Below are 18,249 nucleotides of genomic sequence, written 5' to 3'. Positions count from 1 at the left end.
ACACAGAAAAAAGGACACTACAGATATGGGAGATCCAAAAGGTTTTATGAAAGTTCCACGCCAGGTGGCAGGTTATCGTCCTGCCAAAGAGAGAATATACGATTACGGAGAAGTGGAACAGACACTAAATGAAAATGACAGGAGGCTACAGGCTTCCCGGTGTATGGATTGCGGCATTCCGTTTTGCCATTGGGGCTGCCCCGTGGGCAGTAAAATTCCGGAATGGCAGGATGCGCTTTACCGTGGAAATAAGGAAGAAGCATATTACATATTACACTCCACAAACAGTTTTCCGGAAATTACCGGGAGGGTTTGCCCCGCACCCTGCGAGAAATCGTGTGTGCTGGCTATTGATGAGGAGCCCGTTACCATTCGTGAAAATGAATGTGCTACGGTAGAGCAGGCTTTTGAGGCGGGTATTATTAAAGCCAATCCTCCCAAAGTTCGTACGGGTAAAAAAGTGGCCGTTATCGGGTCCGGACCGGCTGGTTTGTCGGCTGCCGACTTGCTCAACAGGGCCGGCCATACTGTCACTGTTTTTGAAAAAAACGATGCGATTGGAGGGTTGCTTCGTTATGGCATTCCTGATTTTAAACTCAACAAACGGGTTATCGACCGCAGGTTGGAAATTTTCGTTGATGAGGGAATGAATTTTAAAACGAACGTGACTGTGGGAGTTGATATTTCGAAAGAGGATCTGCTCCAGGAATTTGATGCGGTATTGTTGGCTGTTGGAGCGGAACAACCCCGCGACCTGCCTGTGGAGGGACGCGACCTCGACGGAGTACATTTTGCTATGGATTTTCTTACCCAGCAAAATAAATTGGTGGCAGGTAAAAAGATTACCACTAAAAACAGGATTCATGCCAAAGATAAAAATGTACTTGTAATTGGCGGCGGAGATACAGGTTCCGACTGTGTGGGAACGTCCAACCGCCAGCAGGCAAAATCGGTTACCCAAATTGAAATTCTGCCGAAGCCTCCGGAAAAAAGGGAAGGAAACAATCCATGGCCATACTGGCCAAATACTTTGCGTACGTCAAGTTCACACGAAGAAGGTTGCGAGCGCAGATGGAGCCTTTCTACCAAGAGGTTTATTGGCGAAGAAGGTAAGCTGAAACAGGTTGAAATAATTCAGGTTGAATGGTCTAAAGATGACAATGGCCGTTGGGTAATGAATGAAGTTGAAGGAACTTCGGAACTTATCGATGCCGAATTGGTTTTGCTCTCTATGGGTTTTACCCAGCCTGTTCATAATGGTTTGCTCGATGCTTTGGGCGTGGAATATGATGCCCGTGGAAATGTGAAAGTAGATGAGCAAAAACAAACTACAGTAGAAGGAATATTTGCAGCCGGAGATGCGGAAAAGGGAGCAAGCCTTGTTGTTCATGCTATTGAGGCTGGTAAGGTGGCCGCCCGGGGAGTTGATGCATTCCTCCGGAATGTTTAATATTTTCGGGTAAACTTGTCCTTCATACTGAAAGGCCAGGGAGGATTTCAGTATAAATGTAATTCCGGCAGATGTTCGGGATTATTTTCGGGTTTGACTTTATTAACATGAGACGTGTTAAAAATAAAATCCTTAATGGTATTGAATTTTTTCCTGATTTTTTTAATTTCGGCAATTATAAAACGAAAAGGCACTTTTGCTTTTCCTGATAAAGACTGAGACTGAATGAAGGGACAGAGATTTTTTACCGTACTGGCTTTATTGTTTTTGTTATTGCTGACTACTACAAATCAGCCTATTTCTTCTTCCCCCGATAGTTTCATTGAATTAGAAAACCTCCGTCCATCCCAGTCTGAACTGGAGTTGGCTGAGATGCAGGATATTTTCCGGGAGTATGAGCAGTGGCTCACCGGAGAAGTAACCTCTTCAGGAACTGTTGGCGCTGCGGTGGCCATTCTTTATAAAGACCAGGTGGCTTTTATGAAGTGTTTCGGAACTCAAAAAATAGGGAGTTCGGATTCAATTGATGAACATACCATTTTCAGGCTTGCATCTGTTTCCAAGCCGGTTACCGGAGTACTGGCCGGTCTTTTGGCACAGGAAGAAATTATCGATTTTGATGAAAAAGTAGCAGCATCCATTCCGGGTTTTTGTCTCAGCCTGCCGGCAAGTACGCGGCAGTTGTCTATCCGTCATTTATTAAGCCACACCACAGGACTTGTTCCCCATGCGTATGACGATCTTGTAGAAGGTTATGTTCCTTTAAGTAACATCGTGGAACGACTGAAATACGTTGATATTTCGGCCCCTCCGGGTGAATTGTATGGATACCAGAACGTAATGTTCAGTCTTTTGGATACCATTTTGTCGGTAAAAACATCCAAAAGTTATAGCGAACTGATAAAAGAGAAACTGTTTGGGCCTTTGGGAATGAATGATGCTTCGGCTGATTTTGAAAGTTTCCGGGATAATCCAAACAAAGCCTTTCCCCATTCGGGTGGAAATGGCCGTTACCGGGCACTTCCCCTGAACGACAGATACTATTCAACAGCCCCGGCTGCCGGGGTTAATGCAAGTATTTCTGATTTATCACAGTTTCTTCTGGCATTGCTGGATGAGGAAAACCCATTGCTCCAGAGCCACATCATGGAAACGGTTTTTACCCCTCAGGTGAATTCACATCTGCACCGGGGATATTTTCGGTATTGGAACAAGGCAAAATCGAAAAGATACGCTATCGGTTGGCGGACGGTCGATTACAAAGGAAGGCATGTGGCTTACCATGGTGGGTATGTGAATGGTTACAAGGCGGAAATTGCACTGTGTAGTCAGGAACATATCGGAATTGTTTACCTTAGCAATTCGCCAAACAGTGTCGCTTCGCAAAGTATTCCTGTTTTTCTCGACGCTTATTTTCATTTTAAAGACAATGAGCCCGTGCTCGCTCAAAGTGAAAATGTAAAAGAAGATGACTTAAAAAGTCAGGGGAGTTAGTCCATTTTTTTTATCTTTAAGACGTACAACAAAATAAGGTTCCCATGAAATTGAAATATGTGGCCGTTGCAGTACTGATTTTTGGAGTATTCTTTGCCAAAGCGCAATATCCTGAGATAAAAACCAATCTCGACCGGAAAGTAAAAACATTTCTCGAGGAAAATGTAAATAACTGGCGCGATATGAATGTGCCTATCTCAGACGGTAAAACCCTTTACGACATTATTGTGGAGAATAATTACACCAAAGCGGTGGAAATAGGAACTTCCACAGGGCATTCTGCAATATGGATTGCATGGGCGCTGAGCAAAACCGGCGGGAAACTGATTACCATTGAAATTGACAAGAAACGCTGGTTGGAGGCCAAGGCGAACTTTAAAAAAGCGGGAGTAGATAAATTTATTGATGCAAGGTTGGCCGATGCGCACGATCTGGTTCCCAGCCTGCCCGGCAAGTATGATTTTGTTTTTAGCGACGCGGATAAATACTGGTACAAAAATTATTTTGTTACCATGGACCCAAAGCTGAAAGTGGGGGGCTGCTTTACCGCGCATAACACCTCCATGCGAATTTCCGGAATCCGCGAGTTTGTGGAGTATATCGAAAGTCTTGATTATTACAAAACTTCTTATGTCCGAAATAGCCGTTCGGGTATTTCTATTAGCTACAAGAAAGCTGAAAAACCAGAAACAAATTGAATTCGTCCGGTAGTCATCTGGAACGAAAGCTGGGGCTTTTTCCGGTAACCAATATTGTTGTTGCCAACATTATTGGGGCAGGAATCTTTACCACCACAGGGTACCTGATGAATTTTCTTGGCCATCCGTTACTAACGTTAGGACTTTGGCTTGTGGGTGGCTTAATTGCCCTTTGCGGGGCCCTGGCTTTCGGAGAACTGGGGGCGGCATTCCCGGAGGCAGGCGGCGAATACACGTTCATCTCAAAATTATTTCACCCGATGCTGGGTTTTTTAAGTGGCTGGCTTTCGCTCATTGTTGGTTTTTCTGCGCCCATTGCTGCTTCTGCTATCGGGTTCAGTAAATATTTTATTTGGGCATTTCCGGGGTTTCAGTCGTGGTTTTTGTTTGACGAGATTGTACATCCGGAATTATTCAGCAGGTTACTGGCCATCCTGGTTATCCTTGCGTTTTCTTTGCTGCACGCCCGCGGTGTGATATTGGGCGCCCGGGTACAAAGCGGGCTCACTATGCTGAAAATAGTATTGATTGTTGGGCTGATTATTGCCGGATTCAGCTGGGGAAATGGAAGTCTGGATCATTTACAGGCTTCGTCGCCGGAAAGAGAACCTTTTTCTTTCAATTTTTCGGGGTGGAAATCTATGGGGCTGTCGCTTATGTTCATCATGTTTGCATACAGCGGTTGGAATTCGGCAACCTACATTGGTTCTGAAATAAAAAATCCAGTTCGGGTAATTCCCCGTTCGTTACTTATTTCCACAGGCGTTGTCATGCTTTTGTATCTGCTGCTGAACCTGTTCTTTGTGTATGCCATCCCGCCCGGGCAAATGGCAGGAGAACCGGAAATAGGAGCTGTGGCAGCTGGTTTTGCATTCGGGGGAATTGCCGAAACGGTTATTTCCATGCTTATTTCGTTTGCCCTTTTTTCTTCGCTCAGCGCTTATATTATCCTGGGACCCCGCGTTTATTATTCCATGGCGCGCGACGGCTATTTTTTTAAGTGGGTTTCGGCCGTTCATCCCCGCTTCAAAGTACCTTCCAACGCGTTGTTGTTGCAAAGCGCTATTGCCATTGTACTGGTGCTTTCCGGTACCTTCGAACAGATTCTGGCTTACATGGGGTTTGCGCTCGGTATTTTTCCAATTTTGGCTGTGTTGGGCGTTTTTAAATTGCGGATTGCCGGAAAGAGCAGGTTGAAGCTTCCCGGTTATCCGGTGGCCCATGTGTTTTTTATCATCGTTAGTTTGGCGATTTTAGTACTGGCGTATTTTGAACGCCCATGGGAATCAACTATTGCCATTCTGACTGCGCTTTCGGGAATTCCGGTTTTTTACTGGTTTAAAAAGAAAAATGGAAAGTTACCCGTTTCGTGAAATAATGTCTTCTAACATGGCATTAATTTGCTCCCTTGTTTCTTTCTGAAGAATTTTATAATCGCTGTTCACCAGAGGCTTTCCATAGCGGACAGAAACGTGAATGAGCGGTTTGCTCATTTGCCTGAAAAAGTGTCCCACAAACGTATCGTCGTCTATCCAGGCATCTTTTTCATCTTTAAAATGAATAGCCATGGGAATAATAGGGATTCCGGTATCGGCAGCCACTTTAAAACTGCCGTTTTTGAACGGTTTGGTCAGAGGGCCTTTGTAGGTAGTTCCTTCCGGGAATAGGGCCACCGGAATATCTTTGTTTACAGAGGCTTTTATTTTATGCATGGTAGAAACAAGGCTTTGCAGTTCGGCACGCGAAACAAAAATGGAGTTGGTGAGTTTTGCCCCGATTTTCAGCAGAGGCCATTTTTTTAGTTCGGCTTTTCCTACAAAGGCTGCCGGATTGTAAGCGGCCACGATAAAAATATCGATGTAACTGCGGTGATTGGGCATCAGGATAAAGTGACCGTTTTGGGGTTTTTCATTTTTGTCGGTTTTTATGCCACAGATGAACAGGATACTTTTTCCCCAGGTTTGCATCGACCAGTTTTGCAAACGCCGGCTAAACCCAAACAATTTTAACCAAAGCCAGCCAACCAAAGCTACCACTGCAGAAATGGTTAAAATGGAAATCAATCTGAACAAGGCAAGGGGAGCAAGTAAAATGATTCGCGCGGTTTTCACAAATGGTATTTTAGCAGTAAAGATGGAAAAAAAGTATCTTAGATTTTGATAAAGAGGCGCTGAAATTTAATCTGCTTGAGAACAAACCATTAAGAGAAAAGCACCTTTTGCAAAATAAACTTCCTTTTCAACAACAAGATTGTTTTTTTTATTTATTCCATGTAACCCTCCCAACCGCTTGTATTGTATGAAGTTCCGGTAATGTTCCCTGCCTGCAAAAAACTCAGCTACCCGGCTGCCAAAACCAACGATGTTCCGGGGGAGGGGAATAGCATAGTCTACCAGAATAATGGAGTGGGCAACCCGTTTCATTTCTTCTAAGATGGGAGTGTAATCTACGGGCGAAAACTGATGGAGCGCCAGACTGATGACAGCCATATCGAATTGTTTATCCTCAAATTTCCAGCGGCCCGTTGCATCAAAATGGTGAAAACTGACATTGGAAACATTTTGTTTGTGTTTGATTTGTTCCGCTTTTTCTATCATGGATTTTGAAAAATCGAAACCGGTAACTTCAAGTGCAGAGGGTGCCAGGTTAAAAACCTGCGCCCCGGTGCCACAGGCCACGTCCAGTATTTTTTTTCCGGGTGGAATAATATTCTTTACCCTCTCGCGCATTCCGGTTAACACCGGATCAATAAAAGTACTGTAAAAAAATCCGGATTCTACCATTTATTCAGGGGTAACAGTTTTAAAAAAATTCCATATCTCATCACATCCGTTAAGGTCGTAGCAGGTATTTCCAACCAGCCTTTCGGGTAAATTGTGGTTGGCGCCCGGCCAGGTGTGCCCTCCTTCAAGGATTTTTATGGCGGCCACTTTTATCTTCGGGTTTTGCGGATTTGTCCAGACCGTTTTGATGGCCGTACATCCGTCTTTTTTATTTGTATCCGGGAAAGGATGTTCATCTCCTTCTTCCAGACATCCATTTATTTTTTGCCAGGCTTCCAGGCTGTTTTTTATGCTCAGTACTTTTCCCCTTTTCTGCCTGAAAACAGTTACGTGTCCTCCTTCAAAGGGAATCAGCGGATCGTTTGTTCCGTTAATAAAAAGGACGGGTACCGGATTTGCCGGAATTTTTTTCGATGCCTGCACTTCACTCAAATTGGCAGCAACAACGGCAATCCCATTTATTTTATTCGAAAGTTCAAATGCGAGCCGCTGTGCCATAAATCCGCCATTTGAAATACCACAGGCAAAAACTTTTTTCCTGTTCACCCGTATTTTAGAATCCAAATCTTCCAAAACTTTTTCCAAAAAGCCAACATCGTCGATTTTTAGTTTGCGGGCAATCCCAAATGTATCGCGGGCGCCGTCGTTCCAGCTTTTGCCTACTCCGTTTGGGTAAACGGTTACAAATCCCTCTCTGTCGGCAAGTTGGTTGAACCGCCTGCGTGTGTGGCGAATGATTCCTTTTGCTGTACCTCCGCCACCATGTAACACCAGAACAACGGGATATGATTTGGCAGGGCTAAAGCTACCGGGAACGTATAATTCATACGATCGGTTTATCTCTTCGTGTTCGAGGTAAACGGTTTCTGTGTAGCGGTTTCCGAGAGTTTGCAGGGTTATTAAAAACAGAAAAATAAAAAGGAATCCTTTATTGTTCATAAAGCCCTTTTTTATCTATGTATTCCCAGACTTTTGGCGGTAAAAAATGACGGACATCTTTTCCCTTTTTAATGGCTTTGCGGATGAATGAGGAGGAGATTTCCATTAGCGGGGCACCTTCAGCAATAACAATGTTACCGTGCTTTCTGACTTTCGATTCGTCAAAACCGGGCCGCGGGTAAACAATTACCCCGTAGTTTTCAACAATAGCTTCGTAGTTTTTCCATTTGTGAAAACTTTCGAGGTTGTCGGATCCCATCAGAATTTTGAATTCTTTTTGCGGGTTCCGGTCTTTCAGATGAGCCAGCGTATCTACAGTGTAGCTGGGCTTTGGCAGGAAAAATTCGATATCGGAAACCTTAAACCGGTTGTCGCTTTCCACAGCCAGTTGAACCATTTCGAGGCGATCGTAGTCGTTGAGCAGGTTCGCCTTTTGTTTGTGCGGATTTTGAGGGGAAACTACAAACCACAACTCATCCAGACCGGTAAATTCCACGATGTAGTTGGCAATAACCAAATGTCCGATATGAACCGGGTTAAATGAGCCGAAGTACAATCCAATTTCTTTGGCAGGGAATGATTTGTTTTGTGGTTGTTTCATGGCAATTTAATTTATTCAACTTAAAAAGGTTGAAATAATTATTGTCGACAATTACAGTCCATTTGTCATTGAGAAAGAAATCCGGTAATCATTTTTTCTGCTTCTTTTAACGTTTCAGTCAGCTCGTCGTTTATAAGAATCATATCGAACTGTTTTGCAAAAGTCAGCTCCTTCTCTGCTTTGGCAACGCGCATGTTAATTTTTTCTTCCGGTTCGGTGGAGCGGTTTTGCAGGCGTTTCCTCAGTTCTTCTACAGAAGGCGGCTGCACGAACACTGCCAGCGCTTCCTCTCCGTAATATTTTTTGATATTTACTCCACCAACCACATCCACATCAAAAATCACATTTTTACCTTTTTGACGAATGCGTTCCACCTCGCTTTTCAGGGTTCCGTAAAAGGTGCCGCTGTATACTTCCTCCCATTCCAGGAATTCATTGTTTTTTATTTTTTTCCGGAAATCATTCTCCGAAAGGAAATAGTAATCTTTCCCGTGTACTTCTGTCGGCCGGGGTTGGCGGCTGGTAGCCGAAACGGAGAATTCCAAACCGAAATCCTGTTGCAGCAGGTGTTTTACAATGGTTGTTTTTCCGGCCCCGGAAGGCGCTGAGAATATAATGAGTTTACCTTTCATTTTTATTTTACGTTTTTCCGGCAAGCATCCGGCAGAGCCTTACAAAACATTCAGCAGTTGTTCTTTTATACGTTCCAGGTGGTCTTTCATCTGAACGACTATCCGTTGAATGTTGCTTTCGTAAGCTTTGGAGCCAAGGGTGTTGATTTCACGGCCCATTTCCTGTGAAATGAAAGAGAGTTTTTTTCCACTTGGTTCCGGTTGAGATAATGTTTCGATAAAATAGATACAGTGGTTTTCCAACCGTACTTTTTCTTCGTTCATATCCATTTTGTCAAGGTAATACGCCAACTCCTGTTCAAAACGGTTTTCGTCCACATTTCCGTTGAGGTTCAGCTTCCCAAGGTTTTCGGTAAGGCGGCTTTTGATGGTGTTTATCCGTTGAGCTTCAAAAGGGGCGACCTGGGTCAGCAGGTTTCGTATATTTTCGGTATTTGAAACGATGTCGGCTTCCAACGCTTCTCCTTCCCTGGTACGGAAATCGTTGATGTCTTTTGTGGCTTTGTGTAAATGTTCCAAAATCACCTGCCATTCTTCTTCGTCGAGTGTTTCGTGTTCTGTTTTTACCACATCGGGTAACCTCAGAATGGCCTGCATTATCGTTTGATCAGTGGGTAGTCCCAATCCTGCATTTATTTCTTTCAGGTGGTCGAAATAACTTTTCAGAATGGGTTCATTGATTTTACTGTTGGACTCTTCCCCATGATTTTCAACGTAAATGGATAAATCTATCTTCCCGCGAACCAGCTTTTCTGCCAGCACTTTCCGTAACTCAATTTCCTTTTCCCGGTATACGGAAGGGATGCGTGCGTTTATATCTATTTGTTTACTGTTGAGCGCTTTTAGCTCAATGGTGATTTTTTTATTGTTCACTTCAAATTCGGCTTTCCCAAAGCCTGTCATCGATTTTATCATGGGTTCTAATTTTTTGCGAATTTAAAACTTTTCATCAATTCAGTGTTCCGGGTTTATCGGGTGCAAACTAATAATTTTATTGCAATTATTATTTTTTGATGGGGTCTGTTTTCTTTTTATTCATTAATAAATACTGTTTGGCAGCATGTGCCGGCCTGTTTCGATGCAACCCGTTTTATCGTGTTCTATCTGTGAGGTAGGTTTTTTTCTTTGCTGTTTCAGAAAATAACCCCCGAACCGATCAATTCATTTTGGGAGTACCAGGCTGCAAATTGTCCGGATGTAATACCCCGTTGTTCATTTTCAAACAGAATATAAATCCCTTCTTCTTTTACATGAAGCGTTCCTTTTTCGAGGGGTTGGCGGTAACGAATCCGGATATCGAATTCCTGCTTTTCCCCCGGATGCATTTTTAGATCGGGACGAATCCAGTGTATATCTTTTTTATCGATAAACAGGCCGGCCCTGAAAAGTCCGGGATGCTCCTGTCCTTCACCTACATATACAATATTGCGTTGTACATCGGTTGCCAAAACAAAAAGGGGCTCTTTATGCCCGCCAATGTTCAGGCCTTTTCGTTGCCCCACGGTGTAAAAATGTGCTCCCTGGTGTTCGCCTATAATTTTGCCATTCCATGGCTTGTAGGGAAAAGGGAAGCATAATTTCCGGTAGTTTTCTTCCTGAATTTCCACCAGCTTTTTTTTGGCCATAAATTTGACAGGGATTTCAATCACATTGCCGGTTTTGGGCTGTAGCTGCTGCTGCAGAAAGGTAGGCAAATCCACTTTCCCTACAAAACAAATCCCCTGGGAATCTTTACGTTCTGCGGTGGGGAGGTTCTGCTCCCGGGCAATTTCCCTGACCTGTGGTTTGGTAAGGTGCCCGATGGGGAAAAGTGCTTTGGCAAGTTGTTCCTGGTTGAGCTGGCAAAGGAAATAACTCTGATCCTTGTTGCGGTCTTTTCCGGCCAGCAGCTGGTAAATTGGTTGGCCTGCTACTTCCGTTTCGCCTTTACGGCAATAATGGCCGGTTGCAACTAAATCAGCGTCAAACTTGAGCGCCTCTTCAAGAAAGGTGTCGAATTTTATTTCGCGGTTGCAAAGCACATCGGGATTGGGCGTGCGACCAGCCTGGTACTCGGCAAACATATAATCCACAACCCTTCGTTTATAGTCTTTGCTCAGATCAACGATGTGGAAAGGAATGTCCAGTTTTTTAGCCACCATTTCGGCAATGAGCGCATCTTCTTCCCAGGTACAAGCGCTGGTTACTGCGCCCACACGTTCGTGCCAGTTTACCATAAACAATGCGGTCAGATCATGTCCCTGCTGCTTTAGCAACCAGGCAGCCACACTGGAATCTACTCCCCCTGAAAGTCCGATAACTATTCTGCTCATGACTGCAAAAGTAGGAAGTAATTCGATAACTGGCAGGATTTTACACTTTTAATGTTATCCTCCATTAATTCAATATTAAATCTGCATAGGCCTTAATCCGCTTTGGATTATTTTACTATGCCTGACTTTTTTATATTTTTGTCTGTTTACGAGGGTTAAATAAGAAAGAATGTCTCAAAATGCATTTACATTTTAAATTCATATCAGCGCTGTGTATTCTTCTTTTGGGTACCGTTTCCGGGTTAAATAGTATGGAACCCCCGGTTTCCAGGGAACCGCCTTTCCTGCTTCTGCTTAACGACCAGTGGGTGAATATGCAGATGGAAGGGATGTCCCTTGATGAAAAGATTGCACAGCTCATGATGGTGGCCGTTTTTCCGCGGCAGAATGAAGCGAGTAAAAACAGCGTGATTGAAGAAATCGAAAAATACAAACCCGGAGGTATTTTAGTCATGCAGGGAACCCCGGTGAAAACAGCAAGGTGGATCAACGAGTTTCAGGAGAAGTCTGTGGTTCCGTTGTTGGTGGCTATTGATGGGGAATGGGGTTTGTCCATGCGCATTGACAGCACCATGCGGTACCCTTATGCCCAAACTATCGGGGCCATTCAGGATTCAACCTACATTTGCCAAATGGGCCGCGATATTGCTCTGCAAATGAAACAAATGGGAATTCATGTCAATTTTGCCCCGGTGGCAGATGTGAATACCAATTCTCAAAATCCGGTTATCAATTTCCGTTCTTTCGGAGAAGATAAAATCAATGTTTCAAAAAAAGCCTGGTATTTGTCGGGGTGTATGCAGCATGCCGGGGTTGTTCCTGTAGCCAAACACTTTCCCGGGCACGGGGACACCGAAACCGACTCGCACAAGGAATTGCCTGTTATTTTGCACCCGAAAGAGCGAATTGATGTAGTGGAAAGTTTTCCCTTCCGTTATTTAGCCGATCAGGGTATTAGCGGCATAATGTCGGCCCACCTGGATGTGCCGGCGCTCGATCCTTCGGGAACTCCTTCGTCACTTTCCAAAAAAATAATAGACGGTTACCTGCGGGAAGAGATCGGTTATAATGGTTTTGTAGTAACCGATGCCCTGAATATGAAAGGAGTACGGACAAACAAAGGGAATGCCGAATTGGAAGCATTAAAGGCAGGCAACGACATGGTGGAGTTTGTGCCCGATCTGCAAAATGCCATTGTTTCTGTGAAGCAGGCATTGTTGAGTGGTGAAATTACACTTGGTGAGATTGAAAGCAAGTGTCGCCGGGTACTTGCGTTGAAACGCTGGGCCGGATTGCATCTTTACAAACCGGCAGACACAAAAAATCTGACAAACCGGCTGAATTCACCTTACTACGAAGTAACCGCCCGCAAACTGATAAAAAGTTCGTTTACCGTTTTGGCTAACCAGAATGTGCTTCCTGTACAGGATCTGGCCAACCTGAAAATTGCTTCGGTAATGATTGGTGATGACCGCATCTCCCCGTTTCAGAAAATGCTGGACAAGTATGCCCGTGTTGACCATTTTGTCTTGGGAAAAGAAGCTTCGGCCCGTGAAATGGCTCACCTGCGTAAGACACTTGATAACTACAATCTTGTAATTGCCGGAGTTGTTGGTATTAACCTGTATCCTTCAGGAAAATACGGGACCACTGAGATGCAACGAAATACCCTTGCTGATTTTATCCGGGACAATAACGTGGTTACTGTTTTCTTTGGAAATGCTTATGCAATGAAGCATTTTGAGAATATTCACCGGGCGAAAGGATTGATTCTGGCTTACCAAAATACCCCGCTGGTGCAGGAGCTTGCGGCCCAACTGTTATTCGGGGCTTTCGACGCTTCCGGAAAACTGCCTGTTACCATCGACAAAAGATTTAACCTTTCTGATGGCCTTCCTCTAAAAAAAAACGGAACGCTGAGTTACACCATTCCGGAAGAAGTGGGAATTAATTCGGTTTGGCTTTCCCGGAGGATTGATTCGCTGGCTAATCTCGGTATCGGGAATAAAGCTTATCCGGGGTGCCAGGTGTTGATTGCCAAAGACGGGAATGTAGTTTTTCACAAATGCTACGGCTATCATACCTACGATAATGAGCAGGAAGTTACACAGGAAAATATTTACGACCTGGCATCGCTAACTAAAGTTACAGGACCGCTTCCGGCACTGATGAAGTTGGTGGATGAAGGAACGGTTGATCTGGACGCCCCGTTCGGTAACTACTGGCCGGCTTTTAAAGGAACGGAAAAAGAGAAATTACCGGTTCGCGATGTTTTTGCCCATCAGGCACGGTTGCCTGCATGGATACCTTTTTGGCGAATGGCCCTTGATGACGAAGGAAAACTGAGTCATGAGGTTTTCTCTTCTCATCCGACAGAACATTTTAACGTGCGGGTTTCAAATCATTTGTACATGAATGAAAATTTCAAACAGGCAATTTTGGATACTATTCGAAATGCAGAGTTACTGCCCCGCAGAAGATATGTGTATTCAGACCTTAGTTTTCACCTGTATCCTGAAATCATTTCAACCCTAACCGGAACGCCTTATGAAAAGTATATCAAATCTAATTTTTACCGTCCGTTGGGGGCCAGTTCCATCACGTACAAGCCATACCTTCATTTTCCACTGGGGAAAATTATCCCTACAGAAACAGATGACTTTTTTCGCAACGAAAAACTAAGAGGTTTTGTGCACGACGAAGGAGCCGCAGTATTAGGGGGTGTGTCAGGAAATGCAGGCCTTTTTGGGACAACCAACGATTTGGCCAAGGTATTTCAAATGTACTTGCAGAAGGGATATTACGGAGGGAAACGTTTTATTTCGGAGGAGACCATAAATGAATTTACCCGCATCCAGTTTCCGGAAAATAAAAACCGCAGGGGGCTCGTTTTTGATAAACCATTGATTGATAATTCTAAAAATAGCTTGAAGGATGCTTATCCGGCAGTGAGCGCAAGTAAAAACAGCTTTGGTCACACAGGGTACACCGGAACCATGGCATGGGCCGATCCGGATAGTGGAATTCTTTTTATTTTTATGTCAAACCGCGTATACCCGACTCGTGAAAATTCCACCCTTTATAACCTGAACATACGGACTGCAATGCACCAAATAATTTATGATAGCCTGACCCCTTGAAAGAATAAAAACGGGTTAAAAAACGTTAATTATTCTAAAGTTAAAAATTGCCTGAATCCTTTTTTGTGCCTGTTTTTTTGTTCAATCTCAGATAGTTGTACTGAATAACATTTTTATTTCTTCTGACGTATATATGGTGCGAAAAGGAAGAAGACAGAGAACCTGATATTAAAAAGTTCTTTATTAAATTATTAATTTTAAATTTACATGTTCAGATGTGTTCTTTAAATAAGTTGTAAAAACAAAATAAAATTTTAAGCATTATGGAGCGTAAAATCACTTTTAATGAACTGCGTAAAATTAAAGACAGTTTGCCTGACGGTTCAATCAGAAAGATAGCAGAGGAGTTTGATTTGACAGAAGAAACCGTCAGGAATTATTTTGGAGGTGCTAATTACACCAGCGGAGCAGCAGTGGGGATTCACATGGAACCAGGGCCCAACGGGGGAATCGTTCTTCTTGACGATATCGCCATTCTTGAACGGGCAAAAGAACTTATTCACGAAGAAGTCGTTTAACGAAAAAGAAATTTTCATAGAAATCCCGAAAACTGTCCTATATTTATGGGGCAGTTTTTTTTAATTAATACCGAATCAAAATGAAAAAATATTATCTGTTTATTCTTACGGTCTTTTTTTTAGCCGCTCAGTCTTGTCAGGTAGAAAAGCCCTGGCAGCCTTTGTTTAACGGTGAAAGCCTTGAAAACTGGGATACTTATCTGGGTACTCCACTGGATGGATTTGAGAATCTTGCACAGGCTGCAACCACAGAGAAAGTATTTTCAGTAGTCGAAGAAAACGGCGAAAAATTGATTCGCATTTCGGGTGAAGTAAATGGTTCTCTGGCCACTCGTGATACGTTTGCCAATTATCATTTACAACTGGTTTTTAAATGGGGCGAAGATGTTTACACCCGCCGGAACAGCGGTTTGCTCTACCACAGCTTCGGTGATTTCGGGGAGGCCCTCGGAACCTGGATGGTAAATATCGAGTGCCAGTTGATGCACGACCGTTTGGGCGATACCTATTTGATGAACAATACCTATTGTGAAACTGCTGTGAAGGAGTTGGAAGATGGTTTCCTGTATGCAAAAGACGGCGAGGTGAAAAAATTTAGCGAGGATCATAACGGCAAAGGAATAAAAAAAGGGGTGGATGCAGAGAACCCGCTGGGAGAGTGGAACACCGTTGATCTTTACTGTGTTGGCCGCACGGCCGTCCATGTGGTAAATGGGCAAACCGTTATGGTAAACACGAACACCGGAATTGTCGAGGGCGGAGCCATTGTTCCTCTATCGTCAGGAAAAATCCAGTTGCAGTCTGAAGGAGCAGAGATGTTTGTTAAATCAATCCAGGTAAAACCCATTAAGGAAATTCCGGCAGAAGTATTGTAATTCACACCTGCAATGAAGCAGGTGACTTTTGTTGCACCTGCCCCATTCCAAATAACAACATCTTTTTCTTATCCGGTAAAATTTATGTACAAGAAAATTTTATCCCGTTCGTTTCGTTTTATTTTCCGTAAGAATTAAATAAAATGAGACGTACACTGATTGTTTCCCTGTTGCTTCTAATGGCTTTTACTGCGGTTTCCCAACCGAAAACGCGCGGTAAGGTAAAACGTAAATACCGCAATGTGGAGCGAACAAGGGAAAATGCTCCACAGGTTGTTTTTCGCGGTCTGGTGCGCGACGCTGCCAAGGCTCCTATTTCTGGCGCGTGTGTGGAAATAGAAGGGTTAAAAAGGTTGGTTCACACCAATGAGTTTGGGCAGTTTATGATTTCTAATTTACCTGGCCAGCGACTTCGTATTAAAGTATCCTGTCTGGGCTACCAGACAAAAACCATCGACTACATGTTTCAAGCGGGTTACAATGACCACTACATTGCACTTGATCGTGGACCGGTCCCCCTGGAATCTGCTTTTTCCACCGCTCAAAAACGGGAACAGCAAATTCCGGATTTGCCTGCTGCCCTTTTTGTGGTGAATGAGTCTTTTGCGAAGGACATAGGAGTTACTGATTTTTCAGAAATGGCTGGTTTTATTCCCGGTCTCGGTTTTGAAAGGCTTGGAGCAGGGAAGGCTGGTTTTTCCATATATGGTGCAAACGGCAGTTCCGGTTTTCCGGAAGTTTCGCCATCGGTTGCTGTTTTTTCTGATCAGGTTCCGCTGTCCTATAATGGCCGGTTTTTCTCTGATTTGTTTGATATGGATAGAACAGAAGTGTTGAAAGGGCCTCAGAATGTATTGTTTGGAAGGAATGCGGTAAACGGGGCCGTTCATTTTATCAGCAAAAAACCGGAGGAAGAGTTTGGCGGATATATCACGGCCGGTGCAGGAAATTTTGGGAATAAGGAGGTTCAGGCAGCCGTTAATTTGCCGGTAATGGAAGATATACTTTTTGTACGGGCAGCAGGGCTGTTTCGTGACCGGAACGGTTACGTTGAAAATACTTCCGGAGGATCGCTGAGTGGGAAGAATGTGTTAGGCGGAAGGTTTTCCGTTCGGTTTTTGCCTGCATGGAACCATAAAATTGATCTGCAACTAAACTATCAAAAAAACGATGAGCCGGGCGTTGCTTTAATGAACCGGTGGTTTCCGAACGATGAGGGGGAAACCGGAATCTTTAGTTACCGGGCATCGGTGAATAATGAAGAGCAGGCAGGATCGGAAATGGAGTTAATGGATGCTACGCTTACCTACCGGCTCTTCAGAGATGAGCACAATTACTGGACATCGGTAAGTTCGTACCGTAAAAATAATTCCGCTTCCCATTGGGATGCTGATGGAACTTCGCTGTCTGCTCTTGAAATGAGCAACAAGGCAGATGCAACACTGTTTTTTCAGGAGATAAGATACAATTTTGTAAGGTGGAGCCAGACGCATGGTTCGTTTGGTGTTAGTTATTTCCAGGAGAAAGGAAATTTTTCGCAAGACATATTCTCTAACGACGAACAGATTTACAGTTTGATATCCGTTCCTGAAAATTTTTTGCTGCCGGGACAAAGTCCCTTTCCCGTGAATCCAGGTCCCCTTGAACCGGAGCCGATGGCCAGCTTCCCTTTTTCGGGAGACCATAACGAAGCAGTTTTTAATGAAAGAATGACTCAGTCAGCTCAGGCATTTTTGCATTATACGTACCAGTGGAAGCAGCGGTTGTTTTTTACGTTGGGGGCCCGTGCGGTGTACGATCGTTTGCAACTTACCCATGAATCTGTTTTTACTGACGGAGAAGCCTCTTCTCTCGGAACGTTTTCAGGAGCAGAGCCCAATTTGTTTTTTAGTCCTGCGGAGCAGCAGAAACTTACCAAAAACAGCTTGTCTTTTACCGCTCAGGCCGGACTAGCTTACCGGTGGAATGAGAACTTCAATTTTTATTTAAATGCAGCACGGGGACGAAGGCCCCAGGCTTTGCAGTTTTCATGGGAGGGAAAACCGCTGATTGCCGGTGCTGAAAAAGTGTACAGTGGAGAGGCCGGCTGGAAAACCATCATCAAAAAACGTGTTTTCTGGAATGCGAACGGCTTTTACCGGCGGCACTTTAATGTGCAAACATTGCAGGGGGCTGGGGAACCCGGAACGGCACTGCTGGCTGCCAACGGGAAAGCCACTTCTTACGGGGCTGAAACAGGTTTACGAGTGGCTGTTATTCCGGCGCTGGATTTGTTCGGGAATTATACCTGGATGCAGTCGGCTTTCGATTCAACCGGAGTGGACGGAAAAGATTACCAGTATGCGGGAAATCATTTTGCAAAGGCGCCTGAACATAGTTTCTCTGCCGGGTTTACGGCAAAAATATCGATTGTACACCGGTTACGTCTTTTTGCTACACCATGGTACACGTGGAATTCGCATTTCTGGTTTACAGAAGCCAATACATCAGGGCTTGACCAGCCTGCCTACGGAGTGCTGAATATAAACCTCGGGCTCGAAATGGATGAGCCGAACGTGGTGTTGAGTGTCTATGGTTCCAACTTACTGGAAGAAGAATATATTGCCAGCGCCGGTCATTGGGGCGGACAATTGGGGTTTCCTACCTTTATTCCTGGTCCACCAAGGATGCTGGGAATGAGAGTAACATGGCGGTTTTAGCGGGTAAACTATTTTCGAGTTGTATTTTATTTGCGATTTCCCGTGTTACGAGTTTTTTGGGATAAGTTATATTTTTAGAATTGTTTAACCGGCGGTTTGGAAACCGTC

At 44.1% G+C, this 18,249-nt stretch carries 15 protein-coding genes; 8 read left to right on the top strand and 7 right to left on the bottom strand.

Annotation, left to right across the window (positions count from 1 at the left end; genetic code table 11):
- Positions 1-25 precede the first annotated feature (25 nt).
- The 4 genes from D1164_RS03265 (at position 26) to D1164_RS03250 (ending at position 5,015) form a co-directional block, all read left to right on the top strand.
- Positions 26-1,450, top strand: a complete 1,425-nt coding sequence (locus D1164_RS03265; RefSeq protein WP_119348507.1) for a glutamate synthase subunit beta — start codon at positions 26-28, stop codon at positions 1,448-1,450.
- A gap of 225 nt (positions 1,451-1,675) precedes the next feature.
- Positions 1,676-2,944, top strand: a complete 1,269-nt coding sequence (locus tag D1164_RS03260; RefSeq protein WP_119348506.1) for a serine hydrolase domain-containing protein — start codon at positions 1,676-1,678, stop codon at positions 2,942-2,944.
- Positions 2,945-2,988: 44 nt separating this feature from the next.
- A complete protein-coding gene (locus tag D1164_RS03255; protein WP_119348505.1) occupies positions 2,989-3,642 on the top strand; it encodes an O-methyltransferase in 654 nt (217 codons plus the stop codon).
- The gene (locus tag D1164_RS03250) at positions 3,639-5,015 is read left to right on the top strand and encodes an APC family permease (protein ID WP_119348504.1); all 1,377 of its coding nucleotides are present in this window, start codon (positions 3,639-3,641) and stop codon (positions 5,013-5,015) included. The genes D1164_RS03255 and D1164_RS03250 overlap by 4 nt, the downstream gene beginning before the upstream one ends.
- Here D1164_RS03250 and D1164_RS03245 read toward each other — a convergent pair.
- The 7 genes from D1164_RS03245 to mnmA all read right to left on the bottom strand — a co-directional run bounded on the left by D1164_RS03245 (position 5,001) and on the right by mnmA (position 10,909).
- Positions 5,001-5,753, bottom strand: a complete 753-nt coding sequence (locus D1164_RS03245; protein WP_119348503.1) for a lysophospholipid acyltransferase family protein — start codon at positions 5,751-5,753, stop codon at positions 5,001-5,003. The genes D1164_RS03250 and D1164_RS03245 overlap by 15 nt on opposite strands.
- A 66-nt stretch (positions 5,754-5,819) precedes the next feature.
- Positions 5,820-6,425 (bottom strand): class I SAM-dependent methyltransferase, encoded by a 606-nt coding sequence (locus D1164_RS03240; protein ID WP_119348502.1) that lies wholly within the window; start codon positions 6,423-6,425, stop codon positions 5,820-5,822.
- Positions 6,426-7,364 (bottom strand): alpha/beta hydrolase family esterase, encoded by a 939-nt coding sequence (locus D1164_RS03235; protein WP_119348501.1) that lies wholly within the window; start codon positions 7,362-7,364, stop codon positions 6,426-6,428.
- Positions 7,354-7,965: a nicotinate (nicotinamide) nucleotide adenylyltransferase gene (gene nadD, locus D1164_RS03230; protein ID WP_119348500.1), complete on the bottom strand. Its 612-nt coding sequence runs from the start codon at positions 7,963-7,965 to the stop codon at positions 7,354-7,356. Before nadD ends, D1164_RS03235 begins: the two co-directional genes overlap by 11 nt.
- Before the next feature lie 65 nt (positions 7,966-8,030).
- Complete coding sequence (gmk, locus tag D1164_RS03225) at positions 8,031-8,597, bottom strand: guanylate kinase (RefSeq protein ID WP_119348706.1); 567 nt, start codon at positions 8,595-8,597, stop codon at positions 8,031-8,033.
- Between the two features lie 39 nt (positions 8,598-8,636).
- Positions 8,637-9,512 (bottom strand): YicC/YloC family endoribonuclease, encoded by an 876-nt coding sequence (locus D1164_RS03220; RefSeq protein ID WP_119348499.1) that lies wholly within the window; start codon positions 9,510-9,512, stop codon positions 8,637-8,639.
- Positions 9,513-9,730: 218 nt separating this feature from the next.
- Positions 9,731-10,909 (bottom strand): tRNA 2-thiouridine(34) synthase MnmA, encoded by a 1,179-nt coding sequence (gene mnmA, locus D1164_RS03215; protein ID WP_119348498.1) that lies wholly within the window; start codon positions 10,907-10,909, stop codon positions 9,731-9,733.
- A 179-nt stretch (positions 10,910-11,088) separates the two neighbouring features.
- Between mnmA and D1164_RS03210 the strand changes: the two genes are divergently transcribed.
- From D1164_RS03210 to D1164_RS03195, 4 genes are all read left to right on the top strand, one after another.
- A complete protein-coding gene (locus tag D1164_RS03210) occupies positions 11,089-14,049 on the top strand; it encodes a glycoside hydrolase family 3 N-terminal domain-containing protein (RefSeq protein ID WP_119348497.1) in 2,961 nt (986 codons plus the stop codon).
- Positions 14,050-14,312: 263 nt separating this feature from the next.
- On the top strand, positions 14,313-14,567 hold the full coding sequence (locus D1164_RS03205; protein ID WP_119348496.1) for a DNA-binding protein: 255 nt from the start codon (positions 14,313-14,315) through the stop codon (positions 14,565-14,567).
- 80 nt (positions 14,568-14,647) lie between these two features.
- The gene (locus tag D1164_RS03200) at positions 14,648-15,442 is read left to right on the top strand and encodes a 3-keto-disaccharide hydrolase (RefSeq protein ID WP_119348495.1); all 795 of its coding nucleotides are present in this window, start codon (positions 14,648-14,650) and stop codon (positions 15,440-15,442) included.
- Between the two features lie 143 nt (positions 15,443-15,585).
- Positions 15,586-18,141, top strand: a complete 2,556-nt coding sequence (locus D1164_RS03195; protein WP_119348494.1) for a TonB-dependent receptor — start codon at positions 15,586-15,588, stop codon at positions 18,139-18,141.
- Positions 18,142-18,249: the final 108 nt, after the last annotated feature.

The organism is Mariniphaga sediminis (assembly GCF_003573545.1).
Lineage (GTDB): Bacteria > Bacteroidota > Bacteroidia > Bacteroidales > Prolixibacteraceae > Mariniphaga > Mariniphaga sediminis.
Note: the sequence above shows the minus strand (reverse complement) of the source record. Positions and strands in the feature narration are given on the sequence as shown.

Bases quoted from the DNA above. Each gene is read 5' to 3' on its own strand.
- D1164_RS03265 (WP_119348507.1), top strand. From the start codon at position 26: ATGGGAGATCCAAAAGGTTTTATGAAAGTTCCACGCCAGGTGGCAGGT.
- D1164_RS03240 (WP_119348502.1), bottom strand. From the start codon at position 6,425: ATGGTAGAATCCGGATTTTTTTACAGTACTTTTATTGATCCGGTGTTA.
- D1164_RS03205 (WP_119348496.1), top strand. From the start codon at position 14,313: ATGGAGCGTAAAATCACTTTTAATGAACTGCGTAAAATTAAAGACAGT.
- nadD (WP_119348500.1), bottom strand. From the start codon at position 7,965: ATGAAACAACCACAAAACAAATCATTCCCTGCCAAAGAAATTGGATTG.
- D1164_RS03220 (WP_119348499.1), bottom strand. From the start codon at position 9,512: ATGATAAAATCGATGACAGGCTTTGGGAAAGCCGAATTTGAAGTGAAC.
- D1164_RS03195 (WP_119348494.1), top strand. From the start codon at position 15,586: ATGAGACGTACACTGATTGTTTCCCTGTTGCTTCTAATGGCTTTTACT.
- D1164_RS03235 (WP_119348501.1), bottom strand. From the start codon at position 7,364: ATGAACAATAAAGGATTCCTTTTTATTTTTCTGTTTTTAATAACCCTG.
- mnmA (WP_119348498.1), bottom strand. From the start codon at position 10,909: ATGAGCAGAATAGTTATCGGACTTTCAGGGGGAGTAGATTCCAGTGTG.
- D1164_RS03200 (WP_119348495.1), top strand. From the start codon at position 14,648: ATGAAAAAATATTATCTGTTTATTCTTACGGTCTTTTTTTTAGCCGCT.
- D1164_RS03260 (WP_119348506.1), top strand. From the start codon at position 1,676: ATGAAGGGACAGAGATTTTTTACCGTACTGGCTTTATTGTTTTTGTTA.
- D1164_RS03255 (WP_119348505.1), top strand. From the start codon at position 2,989: ATGAAATTGAAATATGTGGCCGTTGCAGTACTGATTTTTGGAGTATTC.
- gmk (WP_119348706.1), bottom strand. From the start codon at position 8,597: ATGAAAGGTAAACTCATTATATTCTCAGCGCCTTCCGGGGCCGGAAAA.
- D1164_RS03210 (WP_119348497.1), top strand. From the start codon at position 11,089: ATGCATTTACATTTTAAATTCATATCAGCGCTGTGTATTCTTCTTTTG.